This is a genomic window from Streptomyces solitudinis, from assembly GCF_036323765.1.
In the GTDB taxonomy this organism is placed as follows: domain Bacteria; phylum Actinomycetota; class Actinomycetes; order Streptomycetales; family Streptomycetaceae; genus Streptomyces.
In genome coordinates this window covers 44,180-68,113 of sequence record NZ_JAZDCW010000011.1, presented here as the reverse complement: position 1 = coordinate 68,113, position 23,934 = coordinate 44,180, and the positions used below count along the sequence as shown (strand labels likewise).

The 23,934-nt window shown below is 75.1% G+C and carries 11 protein-coding genes; 7 read left to right on the top strand and 4 right to left on the bottom strand.

What is annotated here, in order from left to right; translation table 11 throughout:
- The first annotated feature begins 235 nt into the window (after nucleotides 1-235).
- The 4 genes from dxr to V1J52_RS23410 all read left to right on the top strand — a co-directional run bounded on the left by dxr (nucleotide 236) and on the right by V1J52_RS23410 (nucleotide 5,071).
- A complete protein-coding gene (gene dxr, locus V1J52_RS23425; RefSeq protein ID WP_330141950.1) occupies nucleotides 236-1,498 on the top strand; it encodes a 1-deoxy-D-xylulose-5-phosphate reductoisomerase in 1,263 nt (420 codons plus the stop codon).
- Complete coding sequence (locus V1J52_RS23420; RefSeq protein WP_330141949.1) at nucleotides 1,495-2,802, top strand: M50 family metallopeptidase; 1,308 nt, start codon at nucleotides 1,495-1,497, stop codon at nucleotides 2,800-2,802. The genes dxr and V1J52_RS23420 overlap by 4 nt, the downstream gene beginning before the upstream one ends.
- Nucleotides 2,803-2,952: 150 nt before the next feature.
- Entirely contained in the window at nucleotides 2,953-4,107 is a 1,155-nt protein-coding gene (gene ispG / locus V1J52_RS23415; protein WP_330141948.1) for a flavodoxin-dependent (E)-4-hydroxy-3-methylbut-2-enyl-diphosphate synthase, read from the top strand.
- A gap of 118 nt (nucleotides 4,108-4,225) precedes the next feature.
- Nucleotides 4,226-5,071, top strand: a complete 846-nt coding sequence (locus V1J52_RS23410) for a GNAT family N-acetyltransferase (protein ID WP_330141947.1) — start codon at nucleotides 4,226-4,228, stop codon at nucleotides 5,069-5,071.
- A 52-nt stretch (nucleotides 5,072-5,123) separates the two neighbouring features.
- On the opposite strand, the gene V1J52_RS23405 is transcribed toward V1J52_RS23410, so the two are convergent.
- From V1J52_RS23405 to V1J52_RS23395, 3 genes are all read right to left on the bottom strand, one after another.
- Nucleotides 5,124-6,572 (bottom strand): WGR domain-containing protein, encoded by a 1,449-nt coding sequence (locus V1J52_RS23405; protein WP_330141946.1) that lies wholly within the window; start codon nucleotides 6,570-6,572, stop codon nucleotides 5,124-5,126.
- Nucleotides 6,573-6,741: 169 nt separating this feature from the next.
- Nucleotides 6,742-8,085 (bottom strand): NAD(P)/FAD-dependent oxidoreductase, encoded by a 1,344-nt coding sequence (locus V1J52_RS23400; protein ID WP_330141945.1) that lies wholly within the window; start codon nucleotides 8,083-8,085, stop codon nucleotides 6,742-6,744.
- A 44-nt stretch (nucleotides 8,086-8,129) separates the two neighbouring features.
- On the bottom strand, nucleotides 8,130-8,402 hold the full coding sequence (locus tag V1J52_RS23395; protein WP_330141944.1) for a phosphopantetheine-binding protein: 273 nt from the start codon (nucleotides 8,400-8,402) through the stop codon (nucleotides 8,130-8,132).
- Nucleotides 8,403-8,779: 377 nt separating this feature from the next.
- Between V1J52_RS23395 and V1J52_RS23390 the strand changes: the two genes are divergently transcribed.
- Nucleotides 8,780-9,445, top strand: coding sequence for a TetR/AcrR family transcriptional regulator (locus tag V1J52_RS23390; protein ID WP_330141943.1), 666 nt, complete (start codon nucleotides 8,780-8,782; stop codon nucleotides 9,443-9,445).
- Between the two features lie 123 nt (nucleotides 9,446-9,568).
- On the opposite strand, the gene V1J52_RS23385 is transcribed toward V1J52_RS23390, so the two are convergent.
- Nucleotides 9,569-10,420 (bottom strand): thioesterase II family protein, encoded by an 852-nt coding sequence (locus V1J52_RS23385; RefSeq protein WP_330141942.1) that lies wholly within the window; start codon nucleotides 10,418-10,420, stop codon nucleotides 9,569-9,571.
- 136 nt (nucleotides 10,421-10,556) lie between these two features.
- Here V1J52_RS23385 and V1J52_RS23380 point away from each other — a divergent pair, with 136 nt between their 5' ends.
- Together V1J52_RS23380 and V1J52_RS23375 are read left to right on the top strand one after the other, a co-directional pair.
- The gene (locus V1J52_RS23380) at nucleotides 10,557-17,018 is read left to right on the top strand and encodes a type I polyketide synthase (RefSeq protein ID WP_330141941.1); all 6,462 of its coding nucleotides are present in this window, start codon (nucleotides 10,557-10,559) and stop codon (nucleotides 17,016-17,018) included.
- Nucleotides 17,015-23,875 carry a thioester reductase domain-containing protein gene (locus V1J52_RS23375; RefSeq protein ID WP_330141940.1) on the top strand — a complete coding sequence of 2,287 codons (6,861 nt, stop codon included), beginning with the start codon at nucleotides 17,015-17,017 and terminating at the stop codon, nucleotides 23,873-23,875. The genes V1J52_RS23380 and V1J52_RS23375 overlap by 4 nt, the downstream gene beginning before the upstream one ends.
- Nucleotides 23,876-23,934: the final 59 nt, after the last annotated feature.

The following is a 23,934-nucleotide window of genomic DNA, read 5'->3' as shown; positions in this document are numbered from 1 at the left end:
CCAAAGGGTTACATCCCGTCAGGCGCGCACAACGTTCATGGGTACCAAAACTGCAACAACAAAAACGTAGCACACCGGCCCGGCGGAGGGAAGCTCCGGCGGCGCCGGGGCCGCGCCATGCGGGGCCGGCCCGGCGGAGGGGCTCCCGGGCCCCGGCGCGGGGCGCCAGGCGCACGCCCGGGGCGCTCCGCAGGGGGCCGTTCGTCCCCTCCCGGTGAACGGACACAATGGGGGCATGACGCAGACGCTCGCTGACCCGCGTGTCAGCTACCCGGTGGGGGACGGTCCGCACGGCGGGCCGCGGGACGTGGTGATCCTGGGGTCCACGGGCTCGATCGGCACCCAGGCGGTCGACGTGGTCCTGGCCAACCCGGACCGCTTCCGGGTGACCGCGCTCGCCGCGAGCGGCGGGCGCATCGGGCTGCTGGCCGGGCAGGCGCACCGGCTCCAGGTGCGGGCGGTCGCCGTCGCGCAGGCGGACAAGGCGCCCGGGCTGCGGCAGGCGCTGCGGGCGGAGTACGGGCCCGGGGAGCCGATCCCGGAGGTGCTGGCCGGCCCCGACGCCGCCACGGAGCTGGCCGGTTCCCCGTGCCACACCGTGCTGAACGGCATCACCGGCTCCATCGGGCTGCGTCCGACCCTGGCCGCGCTGCGCGCCGGACGGGTGCTCGCGCTCGCCAACAAGGAGTCGCTGATCGTGGGCGGGCCGCTGGTGAAGGCGCTGGCCGGGCCCGGCCAGATCGTGCCGGTGGACTCCGAGCACTCCGCGCTGTTCCAGGCGCTCATGGGCGGCACCAGGGCGGAGGTCCGCAAGCTGCTGGTGACGGCGTCCGGCGGCCCCTTCCGCGGCCGGACGCGGGCCGGGCTCGCGGGCGTCACCCCGAAGGAGGCGCTGGCCCACCCGACCTGGGCCATGGGCCCGGTCATCACCGTCAACTCGGCGACGCTCGTCAACAAGGGCCTGGAGGTCATCGAGGCGCACCTCCTGTACGACGTGCCCTTCGAACGCATCGAGGTCGTCGTCCACCCGCAGTCCGCGATCCACTCGATGGTGGAGTTCACCGACGGTTCGACCCTCGCCCAGTGCGGGCCGCCGGACATGCGGCTGCCGATCGCCCTCGGGCTCGGCTGGCCCGAGCGGGTCCCGGACGCCGGCCCGGTCTTCGACTGGACGAAGGCGATGAGCTGGGACTTCTTCCCACTGGACGGCGAGGCGTTCCCGGCCGTGCCGCTCGCCTGCCACGTGGGCGCGCTGGGCGGCACCGCGCCGGCCGTCTACAACGCGGCGAACGAGGAGTGCGTCGGTGCGTTCCTCGCGGGCCGGCTGCCGTTCACGTCGATCCTGGATACGGTGGCCGCTGTGGTCGAGGAACACGGCCGGCCGCAGGGCGAGGACCTGACGCTGGACGCCGTACTCGACGCGGAGACGTGGGCGCGCGCACGCGCCCGCGAGCTGGCGGCACAAGCCGACACCACAGCAGCGGAGGCCCGCGCATGACGATCGCCCTCATGACCGCCCTGGGGATAGTGGTCTTCGCGGTCGGCCTGCTGTTCTCCATCGCCTGGCACGAACTGGGCCACCTGAGCACGGCCAAGATGTTCGGCATCCGCGTGCCGCAGTACATGGTGGGCTTCGGGCCGACCGTCTGGTCCCGCCGGAAGGGCGAGACGGAGTACGGGATCAAGGCCATTCCGCTGGGCGGCTACATCCGCATGATCGGCATGTTCCCGCCCGGTGACGACGGCCGGGTGCGCCAGCGCTCCACCTCGCCGTTCCGCGGCATGATCGAGGACGCGCGGGCAGCGGCCTACGAGGAGCTCCAGCCCGGCGACGACAAGCGGCTGTTCTACACCCGCAAGCCGTGGAAGCGCGTCATCGTCATGTTCGCCGGCCCCTTCATGAACCTGGTGCTGGCCGTGGTGATCTTCCTCGGCGTGCTGATGACCTTCGGCATCAACACCACGACGACGACCGTGGCGGCCGTCAACGAGTGCGTGGTCTCCGCCGACGCGGCCACCGACTCGTGCCCGAAGGACGCGCCGCCGACCCCGGCCAACGCGGCCGGGCTGCGCGCGGGCGACACCATCGTCGCCTTCGACGGCGCGGAGATCACCGAGTGGGGCGAGCTCCAGACGCGCATCCGGGAGGCGACGGGCCCGGTCACCCTCACCGTCGAGCGGGACGGTGAGCTGCGCACCCTGCGGGCCGACCCGATCCGCAACAAGGTCACCAGGATCGACGGGGACGGCGCGTACGTGCCCGGCGAGTACGTCACCGCGGGCTTCCTCGGCTTCGCCCCGGCCACCGGCGTGGTGCGGCAGTCCTTCCCCGAGGCCGTGGACCGCATGGGCGAGATCATGACGAACGGCTTCGAGGCGCTGCTCGCCGTGCCGTCCAAGGTGCCGGGCCTGTGGGAGGCGGCCTTCAACGGCGGCGAGCGGGCCGAGGACTCCCCGGTGGGCGTGGTCGGTGCCGCCCGGGTGAGCGGCGAGATCATCGCCCTGGAGATCCCGGCGAGCCAGCGGGTGGCGACGATGCTGTTCCTGGTCGCCGGTTTCAACCTGTCCCTGTTCCTGTTCAACATGCTCCCGCTGCTCCCGCTGGACGGCGGGCACATCGCCGGGGCGCTGTGGGAGTCGGTGCGCCGGTTCTTCGCGAAGGTGTTCCGGCGTCCGGACCCGGGACCGTTCGACGTGGCCAAGCTCATGCCCGTGGCCTACGTGGTGGCCGGGGCCTTCATCTGCTTCACGCTGCTGGTGCTGGTCGCGGACGTGGTCAACCCCGTACGCCTGGCGGGCTAGCCAGGGGCGGAACCGATCATTCCTGGTCGGGTCCCGTATCCGGGCGGAGCAAAGCCGGGCTCGATGTGCTCCGCCCGGGTGGGGTGTCGTAACCTCGGCACCGGAGCCCGCCGATCTCGGGACCAGAACCACACCTTGGGGTTGCGCCACATGACAGCCATCGCGCTGGGAATGCCGTCCGTGCCGATCAAACTCGCCGAGCGCCGCGCCAGCCGGCAGATCCAGGTCGGTTCCGTCGCCGTCGGCGGTGACGCTCCGGTGTCCGTGCAGTCGATGACCACGACCCGCACCTCGGACATCGGCGCGACCCTCCAGCAGATCGCCGAGCTGACCGCCTCCGGCTGCCAGATCGTGCGCGTCGCCTGCCCCACGCAGGACGACGCCGACGCGCTGTCCGTCATCGCGCGCAAGTCCCAGATCCCGGTCATCGCGGACATCCACTTCCAGCCGAAGTACGTGTTCGCCGCCATCGACGCGGGCTGCGCGGCCGTCCGGGTGAACCCCGGCAACATCAAGCAGTTCGACGACAAGGTGCGCGAGATCGCCGCCGCGGCCTCCGCCGCCGGCACGCCCATCCGGATCGGCGTCAACGCCGGCTCGCTGGACAAGCGGCTCCTGCGCAAGTACGGCAGGGCCACGCCCGAGGCGCTGGTGGAGTCCGCGCTGTGGGAGTGCTCCCTGTTCGAGGAGCACGGCTTCCGCGACATCAAGATCTCCGTGAAGCACAACGACCCCGTGGTCATGGTCAACGCCTACCGGCAGCTCGCCGAGCGCTGCGACTACCCGCTGCACCTCGGCGTCACCGAGGCCGGACCGGCCTTCCAGGGCACGATCAAGTCGGCCGTCGCCTTCGGAGCGCTGCTCAGCGAGGGCATCGGCGACACGATCCGGGTCTCGCTGTCCGCGCCGCCCGTGGAGGAGGTCAAGGTCGGCGCCCAGATCCTGGAGTCGCTCGGCCTGCGCGAGCGCGGCCTGGAGATCGTCTCCTGCCCGTCGTGCGGGCGGGCCCAGGTGGACGTCTACAAGCTGGCCGAGGAGGTCACGGCCGGGCTGACGGGCATGGAGGTGCCGCTGCGCGTCGCCGTCATGGGCTGCGTCGTGAACGGCCCCGGCGAGGCCAGGGAAGCGGACCTGGGCGTGGCCTCCGGCAACGGCAAGGGCCAGATCTTCGTCAAGGGGGAGGTCATCAAGACCGTGCCCGAGTCGAAGATCGTGGAGACCCTCATCGAGGAGGCGATGAAGATCGCCGAGCAGATGGAGAAGGACGGCGTGATGTCGGGTGAACCCGAGGTGGCCGTCAGCTGACCCCGCCTTCCGGCGGGCGGAGGTCTGAGGACTTCGCCCGGGGGTAGAGTGCGGAGAATCGCTTTTTCGTGGGGAACGTCCCCGTTCCCCACCCCGCACGGTGAGGCTCCCTTCCTACGTGTTGACGACGACTTCCACCCGGCTGCTGGCGCCGGACGACCTGGACGACGCGCTGGCCGTGCTGGACCGGGAGCCGGTCACCAACGCGTTCGTCGCCGCCCGGGTGCGGGCCTCCGGCCTCGACCCGTGGCGGCTCGGCGGCGAGATGTGGGGCTGGTTCTCCGGCGGACGGCTGGAGGCGCTGTGCTACGCGGGCGCCAACCTCGTACCGGTGGGCGCGGGCCCCGAGGCCGTCGCCGCCTTCGCCGGACGGGCGCGCCGCCAGGGCCGGCGCTGCTCCTCGATCGTCGGCCCGGCGGACGCGACGGCCGCCCTGTGGCGGGGGCTGGAGCCGCACTGGGGCCCGGCCCGTGACGTGCGTCCGCGGCAGCCGCTGATGGCCACCGGCACCCCGGCCGCGGACGTCACCCCCGACCCGTACGTCCGCCGGGTGCGCAAGGACGAGCTGGAGACGGTACTGCCCGCCTGCGTGGCCATGTTCACCGAGGAGGTCGGCGTCTCGCCGCTGGCCGGGGACGGCGGCCTGGTGTACCAGGCCCGCGTCGCGGAACTCGTCGGCGCGGGACGCGCGTTCGCCCGCTTCGAGGACGGCAGGGTGGTCTTCAAGGCGGAGATCGGCGCCGTCACCCCGCACGCCTGCCAGATCCAGGGCGTGTGGGTCGACCCGGAGCGGCGCGGGGAGCGGCTGTCCGTGACCGGCATGGCGGCCGTGCTGCGTCACGCCCTCGCCGAGTTCGCCCCCGTGGCGAGCCTCTACGTGAACGACTTCAACAGCCCGGCGCGGGCCGCCTACCGGCGGGTCGGCTTCCGCGAGGTCGGCTCCTTCATGTCCGTCCTGTTCTGAGGCCGCGCCCCCGCCGTACGACGGCCCCGCGCCGCCCGCCGGCCCGTCCCCGTCACAGCAGGCGCCGGATGTCCCCGCGTACCCGGTAGAAGCCGCCGGCGGCCGTGTGGACGGCGTCCACCACGTAGCGGGCGCCCGGCTCGCGGAAGTGGCGCGGGAACTGGACGTTCCACGAGGGTTCGTAGCCCGCGGAGACGACGTGCACCCGCAGCCGCGGGCCGTCCTGCACGCACTCGACCACGACGCCGCCGGGCTCCGGCACGGATACCGTCTCGACGGCCGCCGCCCGCGTCGCGGGGACGTAGGTCGGCACCGCCGCGGCGAGCTTGACGTCCCGGGCCACCGGCACGCTGCCCTGCTGCGCGGCCGTGACGGCGGCCTCGGAGGCGTCCACGCACACCAGCGAGCCGTCCGTGGTGACCAGGTACAGCCGTTCGTCCGCGTACTGCATCGACAGCGCGGAGCCGCCGCCGGTGCTCAGCTTCCACAGCCGCGTGCCGTCCTGGTCGAAGCAGTACACCGACGAGGCGGCGTCGCCCGCGAACACGTACCGGCCGCCCGGGGAGGTGGCGCACGAGTACACCGCGCTGTCGCACCGGTACTCCGCCTCGACGGCGCCCGACGCCTTCGACAGCCGCTGCACCACGCGGTGCGCGGTGCCCGCGTAGACGGCGTCCTCCTCCTGCCAGCCGAACAGCACCCCGCCCCGCGTCGGGGTGTGCCACAGCTCCCCGCTGCCGTCGGGGGCGTAGGCCGTCACGCCCCGGCTGTGCCCGTGGTACACGGCGCGGTCGTCGGCGCGGACCATCCAGGCGTGCTCGCCGCTGCTGCGCCGCGACCACTGGTGCTCGTCCTCGTGGTCCACGGAGGTCAGCCCGCCGGAGCGGTCGGCGACGCTGAGGACGCCCTCGTGGATGTCCAGCCAGAAGATGTCCACGTCGGCCGCGATGTCGTAGGCGGCGAAGGGCAGCTTCCCCGAGAGGTCGTAGACCCGGCCGTCGTCGCATCCGGCGTAGATCCAGAAGTCGTCGGCGACCAGGCACTTCACCCCGTCGGGCAGGGAGTAGCGGGCCAGCACCTCACCGGTGTGGGCGAGCGTGTAGACGTCGCCCGCCTGGTTGCCCGCCCAGACGCGGTCCGCGTCGACGTGGATGCCGAACGCGGACGAGCCGGTGCGGAAGCGCCACAGCACCGGGGCGACCGCGCGGGCCGTCGAGGGCGCGGAGGAGACCTGGCGCCGGGTGACCGGGCGCGGCGCGCGCTGGCCCTCGACGGCCGGGGCGTAGCCCTTGCGGACCTTCTCGCCGACCTTCCGCTCGGCCGCCGCCCGCGCCTTCTGCGGCGTGGGGAAGCTCGTCGTCTGCGTCTGGCCCGGGGCGCCGATGCGCCCGTAGCGGACCGTCACCACCGTGCCGTCCACGGTCACTTCGTAGAACTTGTGCGCCCCGCCGCCGTCCTGCGACAGCTCCAGGTACGTCCGCGTGCTCGTGCTCGTCGGCATGGCAGTGCCCTCCCCATACGGAACCCGCGGCCGCCCGGCGAACGACCCGGCCGCTCCTCACTGCCGGTGACACTAGCGCCAGCTGCTGACACCACCGCCGCACGGGAGCGGCCCGCCGCACGGACGCGGGGCGTCCGTCCGGCGGGCCGGCCGCCCGCACGTGACCGTGCTAGAAACTGGGGGCTGCCGACGGGGCCTTGAGGCTGCCCAGGAAGGGGTGCCACAGGTGCGTCGGGTCCTCCTCGACGGCCTTGACGATCTCGCGCATCGCCGCGAGCGCCTTCGGCTCCTCGTCGTCGTAGACGTCGCCCTGGAGCAGCTTGAGCACGTCGAGCCGGTAGCGGTCGTCCTGCACGAACGCCGTGAACAGGATGTTCAGCCGGTAGTAGATGGAGATGAACTCGTACCAGTTCTTCACGCCGCGGCGCAGCTTGCGCTCGTAGGCGGCGAAGCGCTCGCGGCCGAAGTCCCCGGCCTCGGCGGCGGCGATGATGTCCTCGCAGGCGATGCGGGCGCTGTTGAGGGCGACGCTCACACCGCTGGAGAAGATCGGGTCCACGAACCGGGCCGCGTCACCGATGAGCAGGAACTTGTCGCCGGCGATCTGCTTCATGCCGTAGCTGTAGTCGCCCTCGGTCTTGAACTCCTTGACCTGGTCGGCGTTCTTCAGCACGTCCAGCAGCTCGGGGCGGCTGGCGACGGTCTCCCAGAAGAACTTCTCCCGGTCGCCGTCGAACTCCTTGAACCGCGTCTTCTGGCTCACGACGCCGATCGAGGTGATCGTGTCGGTGATCGGGATCTGCCACACCCAGGTGTCGGAGACCGGCAGGAAGTGGATGAAGATGTAGTCGGCCTGGTCCTTGTTGACGGCCAGCGCCTTGCGGTCGAGGTTGTCGAACCAGGTGTGCACCGCGTACTGGTTGAACACCGGGTCCGGCACCTTGAACTTGAGCTGGCTGCCCAGGTGGGTGCGCCGCCCGCTGGCGTCCACCACCATGCGGACCGGCACGCCGACCTTCTGCCCGCCGATCTTCGCCTCGATCACGGGGTGCTCCCCGTCGAAGTCCACCTTGCCGACGCGCACGCCCTGGAAGACCTTCGCGCCCAGCGACTCGGCGTGCTTGAGCAGGATCTGGTCGAACTTGGCGCGGTCCACGTGGAAGGTGTAGTCGCGGTCGACGCCGGCCTGGTCGCGCTCGCTGAAGAGGACCTCGGCGGCGCGGAAGTCGTGTTCGAGGCCGCGGAAGCCGTTGTGGTCGATGTCCCGGTCCTCGGCGGAGGTCCAGGCGGCGCCGTACTTCTTGGGGAAGTTCGCCGCCTCGACCTTCTCCATGGCGCCGATCTCCAGCAGCACCGGGGTGGTGGCGGGCACCAGCGACTCGCCGACGTGCTCGCGGGGGAAGTTGTCGGCCTCGAAGACGGCGACCTTCAGACCCGCCTTGGCGAGGTAGGAGGCAGCCGTCGAACCCGCAGGCCCGCCGCCGATGATGCCGATGTCGAACTCTGCGTCCACGACGCACTCCGTTTCTGTTCGGTGACTCGTGCTCGTGCTGCTGTTCAGGCGGGCTGGAGGGAGAGCTCGTGGACCATGTCGGTGATGGTCGTCAGCGTCTTGAAGTGCTTGCCGGTGATGTGCGTGGGGGGAACGGTCACCCCCAGCTCCTTCCTGATGTAGGTGAGGAGGAGCGAGGTGTTCATCGAGGTCAGCACCCCCCATTCGAGCAGCGGGGTGTCCGGCTCCAGCTCGGACACCCCGCTCTCGCCGAGGAACTGCTCCTGGATGTAGCCGCTGATCTTCTCGTAGATCGCGTCACGGTCGAGTGCCGTCACTTGATGCCTCCGTGCTGCGGTGTGTGCGGGGCCGGGTAGGCCCGCCGAGCGGTCTCGCCCGGCCGTGCCGACGACAATGGGCGGGCCCGCTGGAAACCGACTCGCCTCCCACTGGGTCCGCGTTCGGGCCCGCCGGGACACGGTCGCCGCGGCGGGGTCCGGGTGCGGCCGGGCGCGGGGCGGGTGCGGGCCGGGAGAGGCCCCAGCGGCGTGCGGCGGACGTGTCAGCTCGTCGACCGTTGAGTTCCGGTCGAGGATGAATTGACGGAGCGATGAATTCCCCGCACTGTCCGTCGGGCGATGGCGCAGGTGGGCGGTGGTGGGCTTAGAGTGAAGCGACGTCGGACGTGGGTGTGGCTGTGCGGGAGGTGGGCAGCGTGTCGGCTCCGCGGGGAGTTGAGGGTGCCGGTGGTGTCACCGAGGACGGCGTGACGGGGCGCAAGCGCACCGGCCGCAGGCCCGGCATCACGCTGAGCCGGCAGGCGATCCTCCAGGCGGCCCAGGCCCGTTTCGCCGAGTACGGCTACGAGGGCGCCTCCATCCGGGGCATCGCCCAGGACGCCGGGGTGGACGCGGCGCTCATCCACCACTTCTTCCTCTCCAAGGAAGGGCTGTTCGCCGCGTCGATACACGACGCGCTGCACCCGGAGGCCGTGGTGGAGGCCGTCCTGTCGGTGAAGAGCGTGCGCGGAACGGGGGAGCGGCTGCTGCGGACGTTCCTCGGGCTGTGGGAGGCCGAGCAGACGGGCCGGCAGATGCGCAGCATCCTGCGCTCGGCCGTCTCCCACGAGGCCGCCGCGCGGATGCTGCGCGAGTTCATCACGCAGGAGGTGCTGGTGCCCGTCGCCGAGGCGACGGGGAAGACGCACCCGGGCGTGCGCGCCTCCCTGGCCGCCTCCCAGCTCGTGGGGCTGGCGATGACGCGGTACATCGTCGCCGTGGAGCCGCTGGCGGGCATGGACAGGGACGACGTCGTCGCCGCCGTCGCCCCCACCCTCCAGCGCTACCTGACCGGCGCGCTGCCCGAGCCGTTCGACCGCTGACCGCCGGGGTGCCGGAGGCCGGGCCGCTGACCGTCCGTGCGCTGACCGCCCGGCCGCCGGACGGCCGGGCGGCGGACGGCCGTGCGCGGGCCCCGGGGCGTCCCCCGGGGCCGTCCGCCGGACTCAGGGGGCGGGGGCGGCGGGCGCGGCGGCGCCGGTCAGGGCCGCGCAGAGCGCCCGCAGGAACGGCGGCCCGGTGACGAAGAAGTGGCCGCCGGGCAGCAGCGCGAGCTGGAACGGTCCCGAGGTCTCCTTCTGCCAGGCCAGCAGCCCGGCCGGGTCGGTGAGCACGTCCCCGCGCCCGCCGAAGGCCGCGACCGGCACGTCCAGCGGCGGCCCGGGGGCCCGTACGTAGGTCTCCACGAGGCGCAGGTCGCAGCGGAGCGCGGGCAGGTACATGCGCAGCACCTCCGGCTGCTCCATCAGGATGTCCGGCAGCCCGCCCATGCGGTGCACGGCCGCGACGAACCGGTCGTCGGGCAGTGTGTGCAGCGGGCGGTGCGACAGCGGCTCACCCGGCCCGTTCCGGCCCGCTGCCAGCAGGGCCGCCGGGGGCGTGCCCCGGGCGGACAGCCGCCGCGCCGCCTCGAAGCCGAGCAGCGCCCCGAAGCTGTGCCCGAACAGGGCGAAGGGGCCCTCCTCGGGCCGCACCCGTTCCAGCACCTCCGCGACGGCCGCCTCCAGGTCCGTCAGCAGCGGTTCGCGCAGCCGGGAGCCGTGCCCCGGCAGTTCCAGGGGCTCCACGCGCACCCCCGGTGGCAGCGCGGCCGACCACCGGGCGTACGGCAGGGCGCTGCCGCCCGCGTGGGCCAGGCAGTACAGCGTGCGGACCGGCGTGCCCGCGGCCTCCTCCTCGCGGCCCTCCACGGGTTCCCGCCCGGACTCCTGCCCGGGCCACGCGGCGGTCCTCCCGCCGTCCGTCCGGGCGGGCGGCCCGGCCGCCTCCTCGACGGTGGTGCCGTGCGGTGACGTCATCCGGACCCCTCCTCGTCAGTGACCGCGCCACCGGGCTCCCTTCGAGCCGGGCGCGAGCTATCTGGACGACCTTTGGCTGGAACGTACCGCCGAGCGTACCCGAAGTCAGCGGGCAATGAATTACGGGAGTGAGTGCATGTCCGAGCCGTTCACCAGCTCAGATCCCCGGCCCGAGGACGCCCAGGCCATCGCCGTCGTCGGGGCGGGCTGCCGGTTCCCCGGGGGGGTGCGCGACCTGGACGGCCTGTGGCGGGTGCTGGCCGACGAGGTCGACGTGATCGGGGACGTCCCGCCGGACCGCTGGGACGACACGTTCCACGACAGCGACCGCAAGGCCCCGGGCACCACCTACTGCCGCGAGGGCGGGTTCCTGGCCGACATCGACCGCTTCGACGCCGAGCACTTCGGCATCTCACCGCGCGACGCCCGGGAGATGGACCCACAGCAGCGGCTGCTGCTGGAGGTCACGGCCGAGGCGCTGGAGGACGCGGGCGGACCGCGCGAGCGCTGGGCGGGCACCCGCACCAGCGTCCACGTCGGCATCCTCGGCTCGGACTACCTGCTGCTGCACGCCAAGACGGCGGGCATCGGCGAGGTCGGCCCGCACTTCGCGGCGGGCAAGGAGTTCAGCTTCGCCGCCGGACGCATCGCCTACCTCTTCGGCCTGCACGGCCCGGCCATGTGCGTCAACACCGCCTGCTCCTCCTCGCTGGTCGCCGTCCACCTCGCCTGCCAGGCGCTGCGGACCGGCGAGGCCGACACCGCCGTCGCGGCCGGGGTCAACGCCATCCTCACCCCCGAACTCACCGTCTTCATGGGCAAGGTGCAGGCGCTCTCGCCCACCGGGCGGTGCAAGCCGTTCGACGCGCGCGCCGACGGCATCGTGCGCGGCGAGGGGTGCGGCGTCGTCGTGCTCAAGCGGTACGCCGACGCCCTGCGCGACGGCGACCGCATCCACGGCGTCATCCGGGGCAGCGCCGTGAACCAGGACGGCTACAGCGCCGGGCTCATGGCCCCCAACGCCGTCGCCCAGCAGGCCCTGCTGCGCCAGGCGCTCGACCGCGCGGGGCTGCCGCCCGAAGCGGTCTCCTACGTGGAGGCCCACGGGACCGGCACGCCACTGGGCGACCCGCTGGAGATCTCCGCGCTCACCGACGTCCTCGGGCAGGGCAGGCCCGACAGCCACCGGCTCGTCGTCGGATCGCACAAGGCGAACTTCGGGCACATGGACTCGGCGGCGGGCATCGCGGGGCTCCTCAAGGCGCTCCTCGTCCTGCGGCACCGCACCGCGCCGCCGCAGCTCCACCACGTAAGCCCCTCACCGCTCGTGGACTGGGAGCGCTCCGGCATCACCGTGCCCACCGCGCTGACGCCGCTGCCCGTGCGCGAGGGCGCCGAACCGGTCGCCGGGGTCAGCGCGTTCGGGCTCTCGGGCACGAACGCGCACGTGCTGCTGACCGGGCCGCCCGCCACCGCGCCGCGGCCACCGCGCGAACCCGGCACGGGCCCGCGCACGCTGGTGCTCTCGGCGGGCGGCGAGGCCGGACTGCGGGAACTGGCCGGGGACTACGCGGACACCGTCGACGCGGCCGGCGACGACCCGCACCGGCTCGACGCCGTCACCGCGACGTCCGCCGTGCGGCGCACCCCGCTGCGGCACCGGCTCGCCGTGGTGGGCGGTGACGCGGCGGAGCTGACCGAGGCGCTGCGCGCCCACCGCGCGGGCACGGCCCACCCCGGGGCGCTCGCCGGTACCGCCGCCGACGAGGCGCTCCCCGTCGTCTTCGTCTTCTCCGGGCAGGGCTCCCAGTGGCCCGGCATGGGACTCGACCTCCACGCGGCCGAACCGGTGTTCCGGGAGCGGCTGGACGCCTGCGCCGAGCTGATCCGCGAGCACGCGGGCTGGTCGCTGGCGGACGCCCTGGCCGACCCCGATCCGGAGCGGCTGCGCGCCACCGGTGTCGCCCAGCCCGCCGTGTTCGCCCTCCAGGTGGCGCTCGCGGAGCTGCTGCGCTCCCAGGGCATCACCCCCGACGCGGTGATCGGGCACAGCATGGGGGAGGTCGCCGCCGCCTGCGTCGCGGGCGCCCTGGACCTGCCCGACGCCGTCCGGCTCATCGTGCGCCGCGGCCAGATCATGCAGCGGGCCTCCGGCACGGGCCGCATGGTCTCCGTGGAACTGGACCCGGACGCGGTGCGGGAAGCGCTCGCGGACCACCCCGGGGTGTGCGTCGCCACCGTCAACGGGCCCCGCTCGGTGGTCGTCGCCGGAGCCCCTGGACCGGTGGAACGGGCGGTGGCCGACCTGGACGCCCGGGGCGCCACGACCGTGCCGCTCCCCGTGGACTACGCCTTCCACAGCCCGCTCATGCGCCCCTACGCCGACGAACTCGCCGACGCGCTGGCCGGGCTCGCGCCGCAGGCCCCGCGGGTGCCGTTCCGCTCCACGGTCACCCCCGGCCGGACGGTCGTGCCGGACGCCGCCTACTGGGCCGCGAACGTCCGCGAACCGGTGCTGCTGTGGCCCGCGGTCGACGCCGAACTGGCCGGGTCGGACGCGGCGTTCGTGGAGATCGGCGCCCACCCCGTGCTGGGCAGGCCGCTGCGTGCGGCTCTCGCCCACCGGGACCGGACCGGACCGGTGACGGGCACCTGTGCCCGGGACCGGGACGCGGTGCGGGAACTGGCGCTCACCCGGGCCCGGCTGCACGTGGGCGGGGCCCGCGTGGACTGGGCGGCGGCCCACCCGGAACCGGGACCGCCGGTCACGCTGCCGCCGCCGCGCTGGTCGGACGAGCGCTACTGGCTGCCCGGGGTGGAGCGGGGCCGCCAGGGCGGCGTCGCACAGCCGGACGCGGCCGGCGGACCGGGTGGCGCGGACGACGCCGCCCCGGCGCCGGCGGCCACCGCGGCGCCGGGTGCCGCCGGGCTGCGCGCCGAACTGCGGCTGTACGACGACCGCAACCGGCTGGTCGGGGAACTGACCGGCGACGTGGCCGCCCGGCTGGCCGGCGCCGGGTCCGCGGTGGCCCCGGCGGCCGCCCCCGCGCCGGAGGCCGCCCCCGCCCCGACGGCCGCCCCCGCGATGGAGGGTGCGCCCGCGCCGGAGGCCGCCCCCGCCGGGCCCGCGCCCGCGGCGGAGGCGGGGTCCGCGGGACGGGGCACCGTCGCGGAGACCGTCCACCGCATCGTCGCGGAGGTGCTCGGCCACGACGCCGGGAAGCGGCTGCCGCGCTCGCGCGGGTTCTTCGAACTGGGCCTGGACTCCGTGTCCGTCGCCGAACTGGCCCGGCGCGTCACCGAGACGCTCGGCTGCGCGCTGGACGCCGCCGACGTCCTGACGCACGCCAGCATCGACGCGCTCACCGCACACGTCCTGAGCCTCACGCCCGAGCCGCCGCCAGGGCCCGGCGCGAGTCCCGTGCCGGAGCCCGCCCCCCAGCCCTCCGCCGCCACACCGCCCGCCGCGACGCCCGGACCGCACGCCGTCGGGCCGGAGCCCGCAGCGCCGCGCGGGCCCGAGCCCGTCGCCGTCGTCGGCATCGGCTGCCGGCTGCCCGGCGGCGTCCACGACCCGCAGGACTTCTGGCGGCTGCTGACCGCCCGCACCGACGCCACCGGCGACGTCCCCGCCGACCGCTGGGACGCGGGCGCGCTGCACGCCGAGGGCGAGGGCGGCTCGGCGGAACCGGGCACCGTCGTCACCCGGCGGGGCGCCTTCCTCGACGCCGTCGACGGCTTCGACCACGGCTTCTTCCGGGTCTCCCCGCGCGAGACCCGCAGCATGGACCCGCAGCAGCGGCTGCTCCTGGAGGTGGCCTGGGAGGCGCTGGAGGACGCCGGAATGCCCGTGCCGGGGCTCCGCGGCAGCCGCACCGGCGTCTTCGTCGGCCTCAACACCACCGACTACCAGCAGCTCGTGACCCGGCAGAACACGGACATCGACCTGTACTACGGCACCGGCAACTCCTTCAGCGGCGCCGCCGGGCGGCTCTCGTACTTCCTCGGCACCCGCGGGCCGAGCATGGCCGTGGACACCGCCTGCTCGTCCTCGCTGACGGCCGTCCACCTCGCCTGCCAGAGCCTGCGCGCCGGGGAGAGCGAGGTGGCCATCGCGGCCGGTGCCAACGTCATGTCCACCCCGACCGTCTTCCTGGCCATGTCGGCGGCCGGGGCGCTCGCCCCGGACGGCCGCTGCAAGACGTTCGACGACCTGGCCGACGGGTACGGACGCGGCGAGGGCGCCGGTGCAGTCATCCTCAAGCCCCTTTCCAGCGCGCTCCGCGACGGTGACCGCGTGTACGCAGTCATCCGCGGCAGCGCGGTCAACCAGGACGGGGCGAGCGGCGGGCTCACCGTCCCCAGCGGCGAGGCGCAGCAGGAGGTCGTCCGCGCCGCCCTGGACCAGGCCCGGATCGCCCCGCGCGACGTCGGCTACGTGGAGGCCCACGGCACCGGCACCCGGCTCGGCGACGCCATCGAGGTGCGCGCCCTGGCCGCCTCCCTCGGCGCGGACCGTCCCGCCGACGCGCCGCTGCTGGTCGGTTCGGTCAAGACCAACGTCGGCCACCTGGAGGCCGCAGCCGGGATCACCGGTCTCATCAAGGTGGCGCTCTCCCTCGGCCACGAGGAGATCCCCGCGCACCTGCACGTGGACACCCCCACGCGGCAGCTCGACTGGGACCGGCTGCCGGTGCGCGTGACCCGCGAGCCCGTGGCCTGGCCGCGGACGGACCGGCCGCGCGTCGCGGGCGTCAGCGCCTTCGGCTTCACCGGCACCAACGCGCACGTGCTGCTCGAAGAGGCCCCCGCCGCCCCCGTCCGCCCGGCCGCGCCCGGCGGCCCGGCGGCGCCTAACCGCCCCCACCTGCTCACCGTGTCCGCCGCCACCCGCGAGGCGCTGCTCGCGACCGCCGCCCGGCTGGGCGAGCGCCTCGCCGGCGCGGACGGGGCGGAGCTGGCCGACGTGTGCTGGACGGCCGGCGCGCGGCGCACCCACCACGCCCACCGGCTCACGGTCGTCGGCCGGAGCGCCGAGGAGATGGTCGGCAGGCTGGCGGCCGTCCGCGCGGACGAGAGCGCGCCGGGCACGCGGCTGGGCACCGCGCGCCCCGGTGAACCGGGCACGCTCGCCTTCGTCCACGGCACCACCGCCCCCGACCTGCCGTGGGGCAGGCTGCTCGCCGCCGGGACCGCGCGGCAGGACGACCCGCTGGCCGCGACGCTCCTCGGGGACCCCGAGGCGTACCGCGCCTTCACCGCCGCCGTCACCGGGGCCGACGCCGCTCTCCGGCGCCACCTGGGCTTCTCGCCGGTGCAGGTGTGGGAGGGCGCGGCCCCGCCGCCCCCGTCCGGCTCCCCCGAAGAGGCGGCGCTGACCTGGGCGGGCCAGCTCGCCATGGGCGCCGTGTGGGCGGGGCTGGGGGTGACACCCGACGCGGTGATCGGCACGGGGGTGGGCGAGCTGAGCGCCGCCTGCACCGCCGGGGAACTGGACGTGGAGGCGGCGGCCCGGCTGCTGGCCGCCGGGGCCCAGGCGCCCGCTCCCGGGAAGACCGGCGCGGTACCCCGCTACTCCGCCGGGGCGGGCTGGCCCGCGCTCGCCGGGCAACTGGCCGGGGACGGCGTCGAGGTCGTGCTCGACCTGGGCACCGGCAGCCCCGCCGCCCAGCTCCTGGCCGCCGCCCTGGAGGGCCGGGGGGCGGGCACGGCCGTCCTCAGCACTCCGCTGCACCGGCGGCCCGCCGGGGACCAGCGCTCCACGCCGGACGCCGCCGACCTGCTCGACCTGGCCGGTGCGCTCCACGTGCGGGGCTGCACCGTCGACTTCACCCGCCTCGCGGGCGGGGCACGCCGCGTCGTGCCGCTGCCCGGGTACGCCTGGCAGCGCCGCAGCCACTGGATCACCCCGCTCCCGGCCGCCGAAGCCCCGGCGGCTCCGGCGGCCCGGACCCCGGCGGCTCCTGCGGCTCCGGCCACCCCGGCCCCGGCGTCCCAGGCCCCGGCGTCCCAGGCCCCGGCGGCTCCGGCCACCCCGGCCGTTCCCGTGCGGCCCGCCCCCGCAGCGCCCGAGCCCGCGCGGCCCGAACCCGTCCCCGCGACCGGCCCAGACGTCCCGCCGCTGGTCGCCGAGGTCACCGCGCTGCCGCCGGAACGCCGCACCGAACGGCTGCTGGACGCCGTCCTGGCCTGGGCGGACGAGGTACTGGGCGGGGCCGACGACATCGGTCCGGAGCAGGGCTTCTTCGAGCTGGGCATGGACTCCGTCCTGTCCCAGCAGCTCAAGCGGCGCGCCGAACGGGAACTGGGCCGCGCGCTGCCCGGCACGGTGATGTTCGAGTGCCCCAACGCGCTCGCCTTCGCCCGCTTCATCGCCGACGAGCTCGCCCCCGGAGCCCCCGGAACCGCCTCCGCCCCCGACACCGTGACCGCCCCCGACGCCGCCGCGCCGCAGGCGGAGTCCGCCCCCGGCGCGGGGACGGCACCGCCCGGCGACCTGGACGACCTGGACGACCTCAGCGACGACGCCCTCATGGCCCGCGCCCTGTCCGTGCTCGCCAGCTCCGAAGCCATGCTCACCGAGGGAGACCGCTCATGACCACGCAGGCGAGCCGCCCCGCGCAGGAGGACTACCGCGCGCGTCTCGTCGACGCGCTGCGCACCATCGAACGCCTCCAGACCCGGCTGCACCAGGCCGACACCGAGCCCAGGCCGCTGGACGAACCGGTCGCCGTCATCGGCCTCGGCTGCCGGCTGCCCGGTGGCGCCGACACCCCCGAGGAGTTCTGGCAGCTCCTGCGCAACGGCACCGACACCACCTCCGAGTTCCCCGCGGACCGCGGTGACGCCGCCGCGCTCTACGACCCGGACCCGGACACCCCGGGGCGGGCCTACACGATCCGCGGCGCGTTCCTCGACCGCGTCGACCGGTTCGAGCCCGAGGCGTTCGGCATCACCCCGCGCGAGGCGCGCGGCATGGACCCGCAGCAGCGCATCCTGCTGGAGGTCGCCTGGCAGGCCCTGGAGCGCGCCGGGTACGCGCCGGACGCGCTGAGCGGCTCGGCGACCGGCGTCTACGCGGGCGTCAGCACCACCGACTACGCCCGGCTGCGGCAGTCCGAGGGCGACATCGAGGACGTGGACGCCTACCAGCTCGTCGGCGAGCCCAGCTTCGCGGCGGGCCGCATCTCCTACACCCTCGGCCTCCAGGGGCCGTGCAAGGTCATCGACACCACCTGCTCGTCCTCGCTGGTCGCGCTGCACGAGGCGTGCCAGGCGCTGCGCCTGGGGGAGTGCGACATGGCGCTGGCGGGCGGCGTCAACCTGATGCTGTCGCCGTACGGGTTCGTGATGATGAGCAAGTTCCGCGGGCTCTCGCCGGACGGCCGCTGCGCGACGTTCGACGCGAGTGCCAACGGCTACGCACGGGGCGAGGGCGCCGTGATGGTGGTGCTCAAGCGGTACGCCGACGCGGTGCGCGACGGGGACCCGATCGCCGCCGTCGTGCGCGGTTCGGCCGTCAACCACGACGGCCGCAGCAGCGGTCTGACGGTGCCCAACCCGGCGGCCCAGCAGCGCGTCATCCAGGCGGCGCTGGAGCACGCCGGCGTCCGCCCCGGCGACGTCGAGTACGTCGAGGCGCACGGCACCGGCACCTCGCTGGGCGACCCGATCGAGCTGCGGGCCCTCGAGGCCGTCATCGGACGCCACCGGCCCGCCGGGTCGCCGCTGCTCGTCGGCTCGGTGAAGACGAACATCGGCCACCTGGAGTCCGCCGCGGGCGCGGCCGGGCTGCTCAAGCTGGTGCTGGCCGTCCAGCACGCCGAGATCCCGCCGCACCTGCACTTCACCGAACCCAACCCGGAGGCGGGCTGGGACCGGCTGCACATCGAGGTCACCGCCGACGGGCGCCCCTGGCCGCAGACGGACCGGCCCCGCATCGGCGCCGTGAGCAGCTTCGGCGCCAGCGGCACCAACGCCCACGCCGTCATCAGCTCGCCCCCCGCGCCGCAGACGCCCCCGGGGGCCGGACCGGAGCACCCCGCACAGGACGGCCCCGGCGTGCTCGTCCTGTCCGCGCACTCCGAGGCCGCGCTCGGCGACATCGCCGCCGCGCACGCCCGCCACCTGCGCCGCACCCCGGAGCTGACCGCCGCCGACGCCTGCTGGACCAGCCAGGTCGGGCGCGCCCGGCAGGCGCACGCCCTCGCCGTCGTGGGCGAGAGCGCCGACGAGCTGGCCGACGCGCTGGACGCCCACGTGCGCGGCGCGCGCGACCCGCGGGTGCTGACCACCGCGCTGCCGGTCCACAAGTACCGCAAGACGGCCTGGCTGTTCACCGGGCAGGGCGCCCAGTACGCGGGCATGGCCCGGGAGCTGGCGGACGAGCCCGCCTTCCGCACCGCCTTCGACGAGTGCGCCGCCCTCTTCGACGCCCAGGGCATCGGCGACGGCCGCCCGCTGGCCTCGGTCGTGTGGCCCGGCGACGACGGGGACACGCCCCTGGACGACACCCGCTGGACCCAGCCCGCCCTGTTCGCCGTCGAGTACGCGCTCGCCCGCATGTGGCAGTCCTGGGGCGTGACGCCCACCGCGCTGCTCGGCCACAGCATCGGGGAGATCGCCGCCGCCTGCGTCGCCGGGGTGTTCGGCCTTCCCGACGCGGTACGCCTGGTCGCCGCCCGGGCCTCCCTGATGGCCGGCCTCCCCGCGGGCGGCGCCATGGCGGCCGTGCTCTGCGACGAGGAGACCGCCCGCGCGGCCCTGGCCCGCCACTCGGGCACCGTGGCGCTGGCCGCCGTCAACGGCCCGCGCAGCCTCACCCTTTCCGGTGCCGAGGCCGACCTGGAGGCCGTGCTGGCCGCGCTGGCCGAACAGGGCGTGCGCAGCCGCCGCCTCACGGTCTCGCACGCCTTCCACTCGCCGCTGCTGGCCCCGATGCTGGACGCCTTCCGCGAGGTCGCCGCGTCCCTCACCTACCAGCCGCCCGCCATCCCGCTGTACTCCAACGTCACCGGCGCCCTGTGGACCGCCGACGAACTGGGCCCCGACTACTGGGTGCGGCACGCCGCGAGCGCCGTCCGCTTCCACGACGGGCTGCGGGCCCTGCACGCCTCCGGGGTGCGCACGTTCCTGGAGATCGGCCCCGCCCCCGTACTGCTGGGCCTGGGCAAGGCGGCGCTGGAGGACCCCGACGCCGTGTGGCTGCCCTCCGTGCGCCGCCCCGGCAAGGGCTCCGGCCCCGGCGACCGGCTGACCGTCCGCCAGGCCCTCGGCGCGCTGCACCTGCGCGGCGCGCAGGTGGACTGGCGGGCCGTCCACGCGGGGACGCGGCCGCGGCGGGTGCCGCTGCCGCCGACCGTCTGGCGGGGTGAGCCGTACTGGTTCCCGCAGCCGGGCGCCACGGCCGGGGCCGCCGCCAGCACCGCCGGGGCCGCTACCGGCGGTGACGCCACCACGGGAAGCGCCACCGCCGCCCCCGCGGCCACCGGGACCGAGGTGCCCGGCGCCGGACTGCGGCTGCCCGGCGCGGTGCCCACCTACGAGGTGCGCCTGGACGACTCCCGCTGGGACCGCTACACCCGCACCGGCCACGACGGACGCCGCTACCTGCCGCTGGGCGCGCTGGCCGACGTCACCAAGACCGCCGCCACGGACGCGGCGGGCGGCCGCTGGTCCTGCCTGGAGGACCTCGACATCACCGAGCGCATCCCCATGGAGGACGAGGGCCGCGTCCTGCACGTCACCTTCTCCCCGCACCCCGAGGACGGCCACGTCTCCTTCGCCTGGCACAGCCTCTCCCCGACCGAGGAGGCGGCGGGCGCGCCCTGGCGGGAGCACGCGCGCGGCATGCTGCGCCGCCGCCGCACCGGCCGGCGCCACACCCCGCCGCCGGTGACCGGACTCCAGACCGAGCGGTACGGCGAGCCCGTCAGCTACGAGTCGTCCTCGCTCTCGGCGGCCCTGGTGGGCGCCGTCACCGGTGCCCACCGGGGCGGCGGGGGCGTGCTGGTGGCCCTCGCGCCGCAGCAGGGCGACGAGGAGATCCAGCCGCTCGTGGAGGTGCTGGACGCCGCGGTGGCCGCGCTCTCCTGGGACGCCGCCCCCGACCGTCCCGGCAACCCGGCCGGATTCGGACTGCGGCTGGCGGACGCCGCCTGCGACGTGCCCGAGCGCGTCCGCTACGTGCGGGCGACCGCCCACCACCACGCGGAGTCCGCGAACGGCACCGGAACCGGCACCATCACCGGCGAGGTGGAGTTCTTCGCCGAGGACGGCTCGGTGATCGGCGGCATCCGGGAGCTGACGGTCATGGACCCGGCCGCCTCCGGTCCCGGCGCGGCCCCCTGGCGCCACCCCGGCGAGCTGCTGCTGCGCGTGGAGTGGGACCGCACCGGCGCCCCGGCCGGACCGGCGGACCTCAGCGGCGAATCCGTGCTGCTGCTGCCCGACCGCACCGGCACCGCCGACGCGCTCGCCGCCGAACTGCGGCGGCGCGGCGCCCACTGCCTGGTCGCCGGGGCGGACGAGGCCCGCGCCGACCGCCGTGCCGCCGCGGCCCTGCTGGACCGCTGGCGGGCGGAGACCGACCCGGCCGTGCCGGGCCGGATCGTACTCCTCACCGGGCTGGACGCGCCGCGCGCCGGAGAGGCCGCCCCGGCGACGCTGACCGCCTTCCGCGACCGCACCGAACTGGCCGCCGTCGCCCTGGTGCAGGAACTGCTGGAGCGGCCCGAGTGCGCCCGCACCCCGCTCGCCCTGGTGACGCGCGGCACCGTCCCGGCCGGCGGCGGGACGGCCGACGGCGCGGGCGCCCCCGTGGTCACCGAGCCGTTCGGGCACACGCTGTGGGGCCTGGGCCGCGTCATCGCGCTGGAACACCCCGACCACTGGGGCGGCAACGTGGACCTGGACCCCTCCCCGGCCGGGGACCGGGCGGCCGAGGCCCGGGACCTGCTGGCCGCCCTGTGGGACGCGCCGGGCGAGGACCAGCAGGCGCTGCGCTCCGACGGCCGGTACGTCGCCCGGGTGCGCCGCCGCGGCCTCGCACCGCAGGAACTGCGCCGCACCCCGCCCGTGCACCCGGACGGCAGCTACCTGATCACCGGCGCCTTCGGCGGCATCGGGCAGGCCGTCGCGCACTGGCTCGCCGACCACGGCGCGGGCCGCCTGGTGCTGCTGGGCCGCACCCCGCTGCCGCCGCGCCAGAACTGGGACCTGCCGGGCCACGCCCCGGCCGTGCGGGAGCGCATCGCCGCCGTCCGCGCGCTGGAGGCCACCGGGGTGCGGGTCGAGGTGGTCGCCGCCGACGTGTGCGACGCCGACCAGCTCCACGCCGTCCTGGACCACGTCCCCACTCCCGAGCACCCGCTGCGCGGCATCGTGCACGCGGCGGGCGTCTCCGAACCGCAGTTCCTGCGCGACATCCCCGTCACCGCGCCGCGCGACTACGACGCGGTGTGGCGGCCCAAGGTCGTCGGCGGCTGGCTGCTGCACCGCCTCACCGAGCACCTGCGGCTGGACTTCTTCCTCGGCTTCTCCTCCATCGCCGCCACCTGGGGCTCCCAGCACCTCACCAGCTACTCGGCCGCCAACGCCTTCCTGGACGGGCTGGCCGAGTACCGCAGGTCACGGGGCGACGCCGCGCTGACGGTGAGCTGGGGGCCGTGGGAGCTGGCCTCCAACCTCTTCGGCGAGGATGTCCTGGCGTTCCTCACCTCGACCGGGCTGCGCACCCTGTCCGCGCCGCAGTGCCTGAAGCTGCTCGGGGCGCTGCTCGCGGGCGACGACCCGCAGGCCGTGGTGTGCGCCGCCGACTGGTCCCGCTACAAGCCGGTCATGGAGGCCCGGCTGGAGCGCCCGATGCTGCGCGAACTCGACCCCGATGACGACGCCGACGCCGCCGACGGCGCGGACGGCGCGGGCTCCCCGCTGCTCACCGAGCTGGCGGCCGCGCCGCCCGAGCAGCGCACGGCCCGCCTCGTCGGGGTGCTGCGCGAGGTGCTGGGCGAGATCGTGTCCGTCGACCCGGAGCGCATCGACCCGCACGCCGACGTCATGTCGCACGGTCTGGACTCGCTGATGGTCATGGACGTCGTCAAGCGCTGCAAGCAGGAGCTGCGCGTCAGCCTGCGGCCCAGCGCCCTGTTCGAACGCTCGACGCTGGAGGAGTGGGCCGAACTGCTGGCGGGCGAGGTCGGCCCCGCCGCGGCCGGGGACGACGCCGGACAGGCGCCCGCACCGGCCGCGCCCGAGGCACCGTTCACCGACCCGGCGCGCATCGCCGAGGACGTCACCCTCGACCCGGCCATCCGGCCCCGGGGACCGCTGCGGGAGGGCTACACCGATCCGCAGCACGTCCTGCTCACCGGCGCCACCGGCTTCGTCGGCGCCTACCTGCTGGACGAGCTGCTGGCCACCACCTCCGCCACCGTGCACTGCCTGGTGCGCTGTGCGGACGAGGCGGAGGGGCTGGCCCGTATCCGGGCCAACGCCGAGCGGTACCTGGCCTGGCGGCCGGACGCCGACGCCCGCATCGCCGTCGTCCCCGGGGACCTGGAGAAGCCGCTGCTGGGGCTCGACGCCGGGCGGTTCGACGCCCTGGGCGAACGGCTGGACGCGATCTACCACAACGGCGCCCGGGTGAACTTCTCCTACACCTACGAGCAGCTCCGGGCGGCGAACCTGACCGGCTGCGCGGAGATCCTGCGGCTGGCCTGCACCGGGCCGCTCACCCCCGTCAGCCACGTGTCCACCTACGGCATCTGGGGCCTGCCCGCCGACGGCCGCACCGTCATCGCCGAAGACGACGACATCGCGGGCGCGGGCAAGCTCGTCACCGGCTACGTGCAGACCAAGTGGGCGGCCGAGCGGCTGATGGACCTGGCCCGCGAACGCGGCATCCCGGTGGACGTGCACCGCCCCGGCCGGGTGCTGGGCGACTCGCGCACCGGCGCCTGCCTGACCACCCACTTCACCACCCGCGTCATCAAGGGCTGCCTCCAGCTGGGCCTGGCGCCCGCGCTGGACCTGGAGGTGGAGATGACGCCCGTCGACTACGTCGCCTCGGCGCTCGTGCGCGTCTCCCGCTCGCCGCACACCTTCGGACGCACCTACCACCTGATCAACCGGGCGAAGCTCGGCTTCCCCGAGCTGCTCGCGGCGATGTCCGGCTACGGCTGGCGGTTCGCCACCGTGCCGGTGGAGCGGTGGTGGCAGGCACTCCAGGACGCCTACGGCGAGCGGGACAACGAACTGCACCCCGTCATGGAGGTGGTGGAGGAGTTCATCGTCGGCGGCGAGGAGGCCATCGACTACTCCGCCGCCCACACCGAGGCGGCGCTCGACGGCACCGCCATCACCTGCCCCGCGCTCGACGCGGACCTGCTGCGCACCTACTTCGACTGGATGGTCGCCGGCGGCTACCTGCCGGCGCCCGCACCCGCCACGCCCTGAAGCCGGACGACCACACGCCACAGCCCGGGGCAGCACCCGAGCACCCACAGCACCGAGGA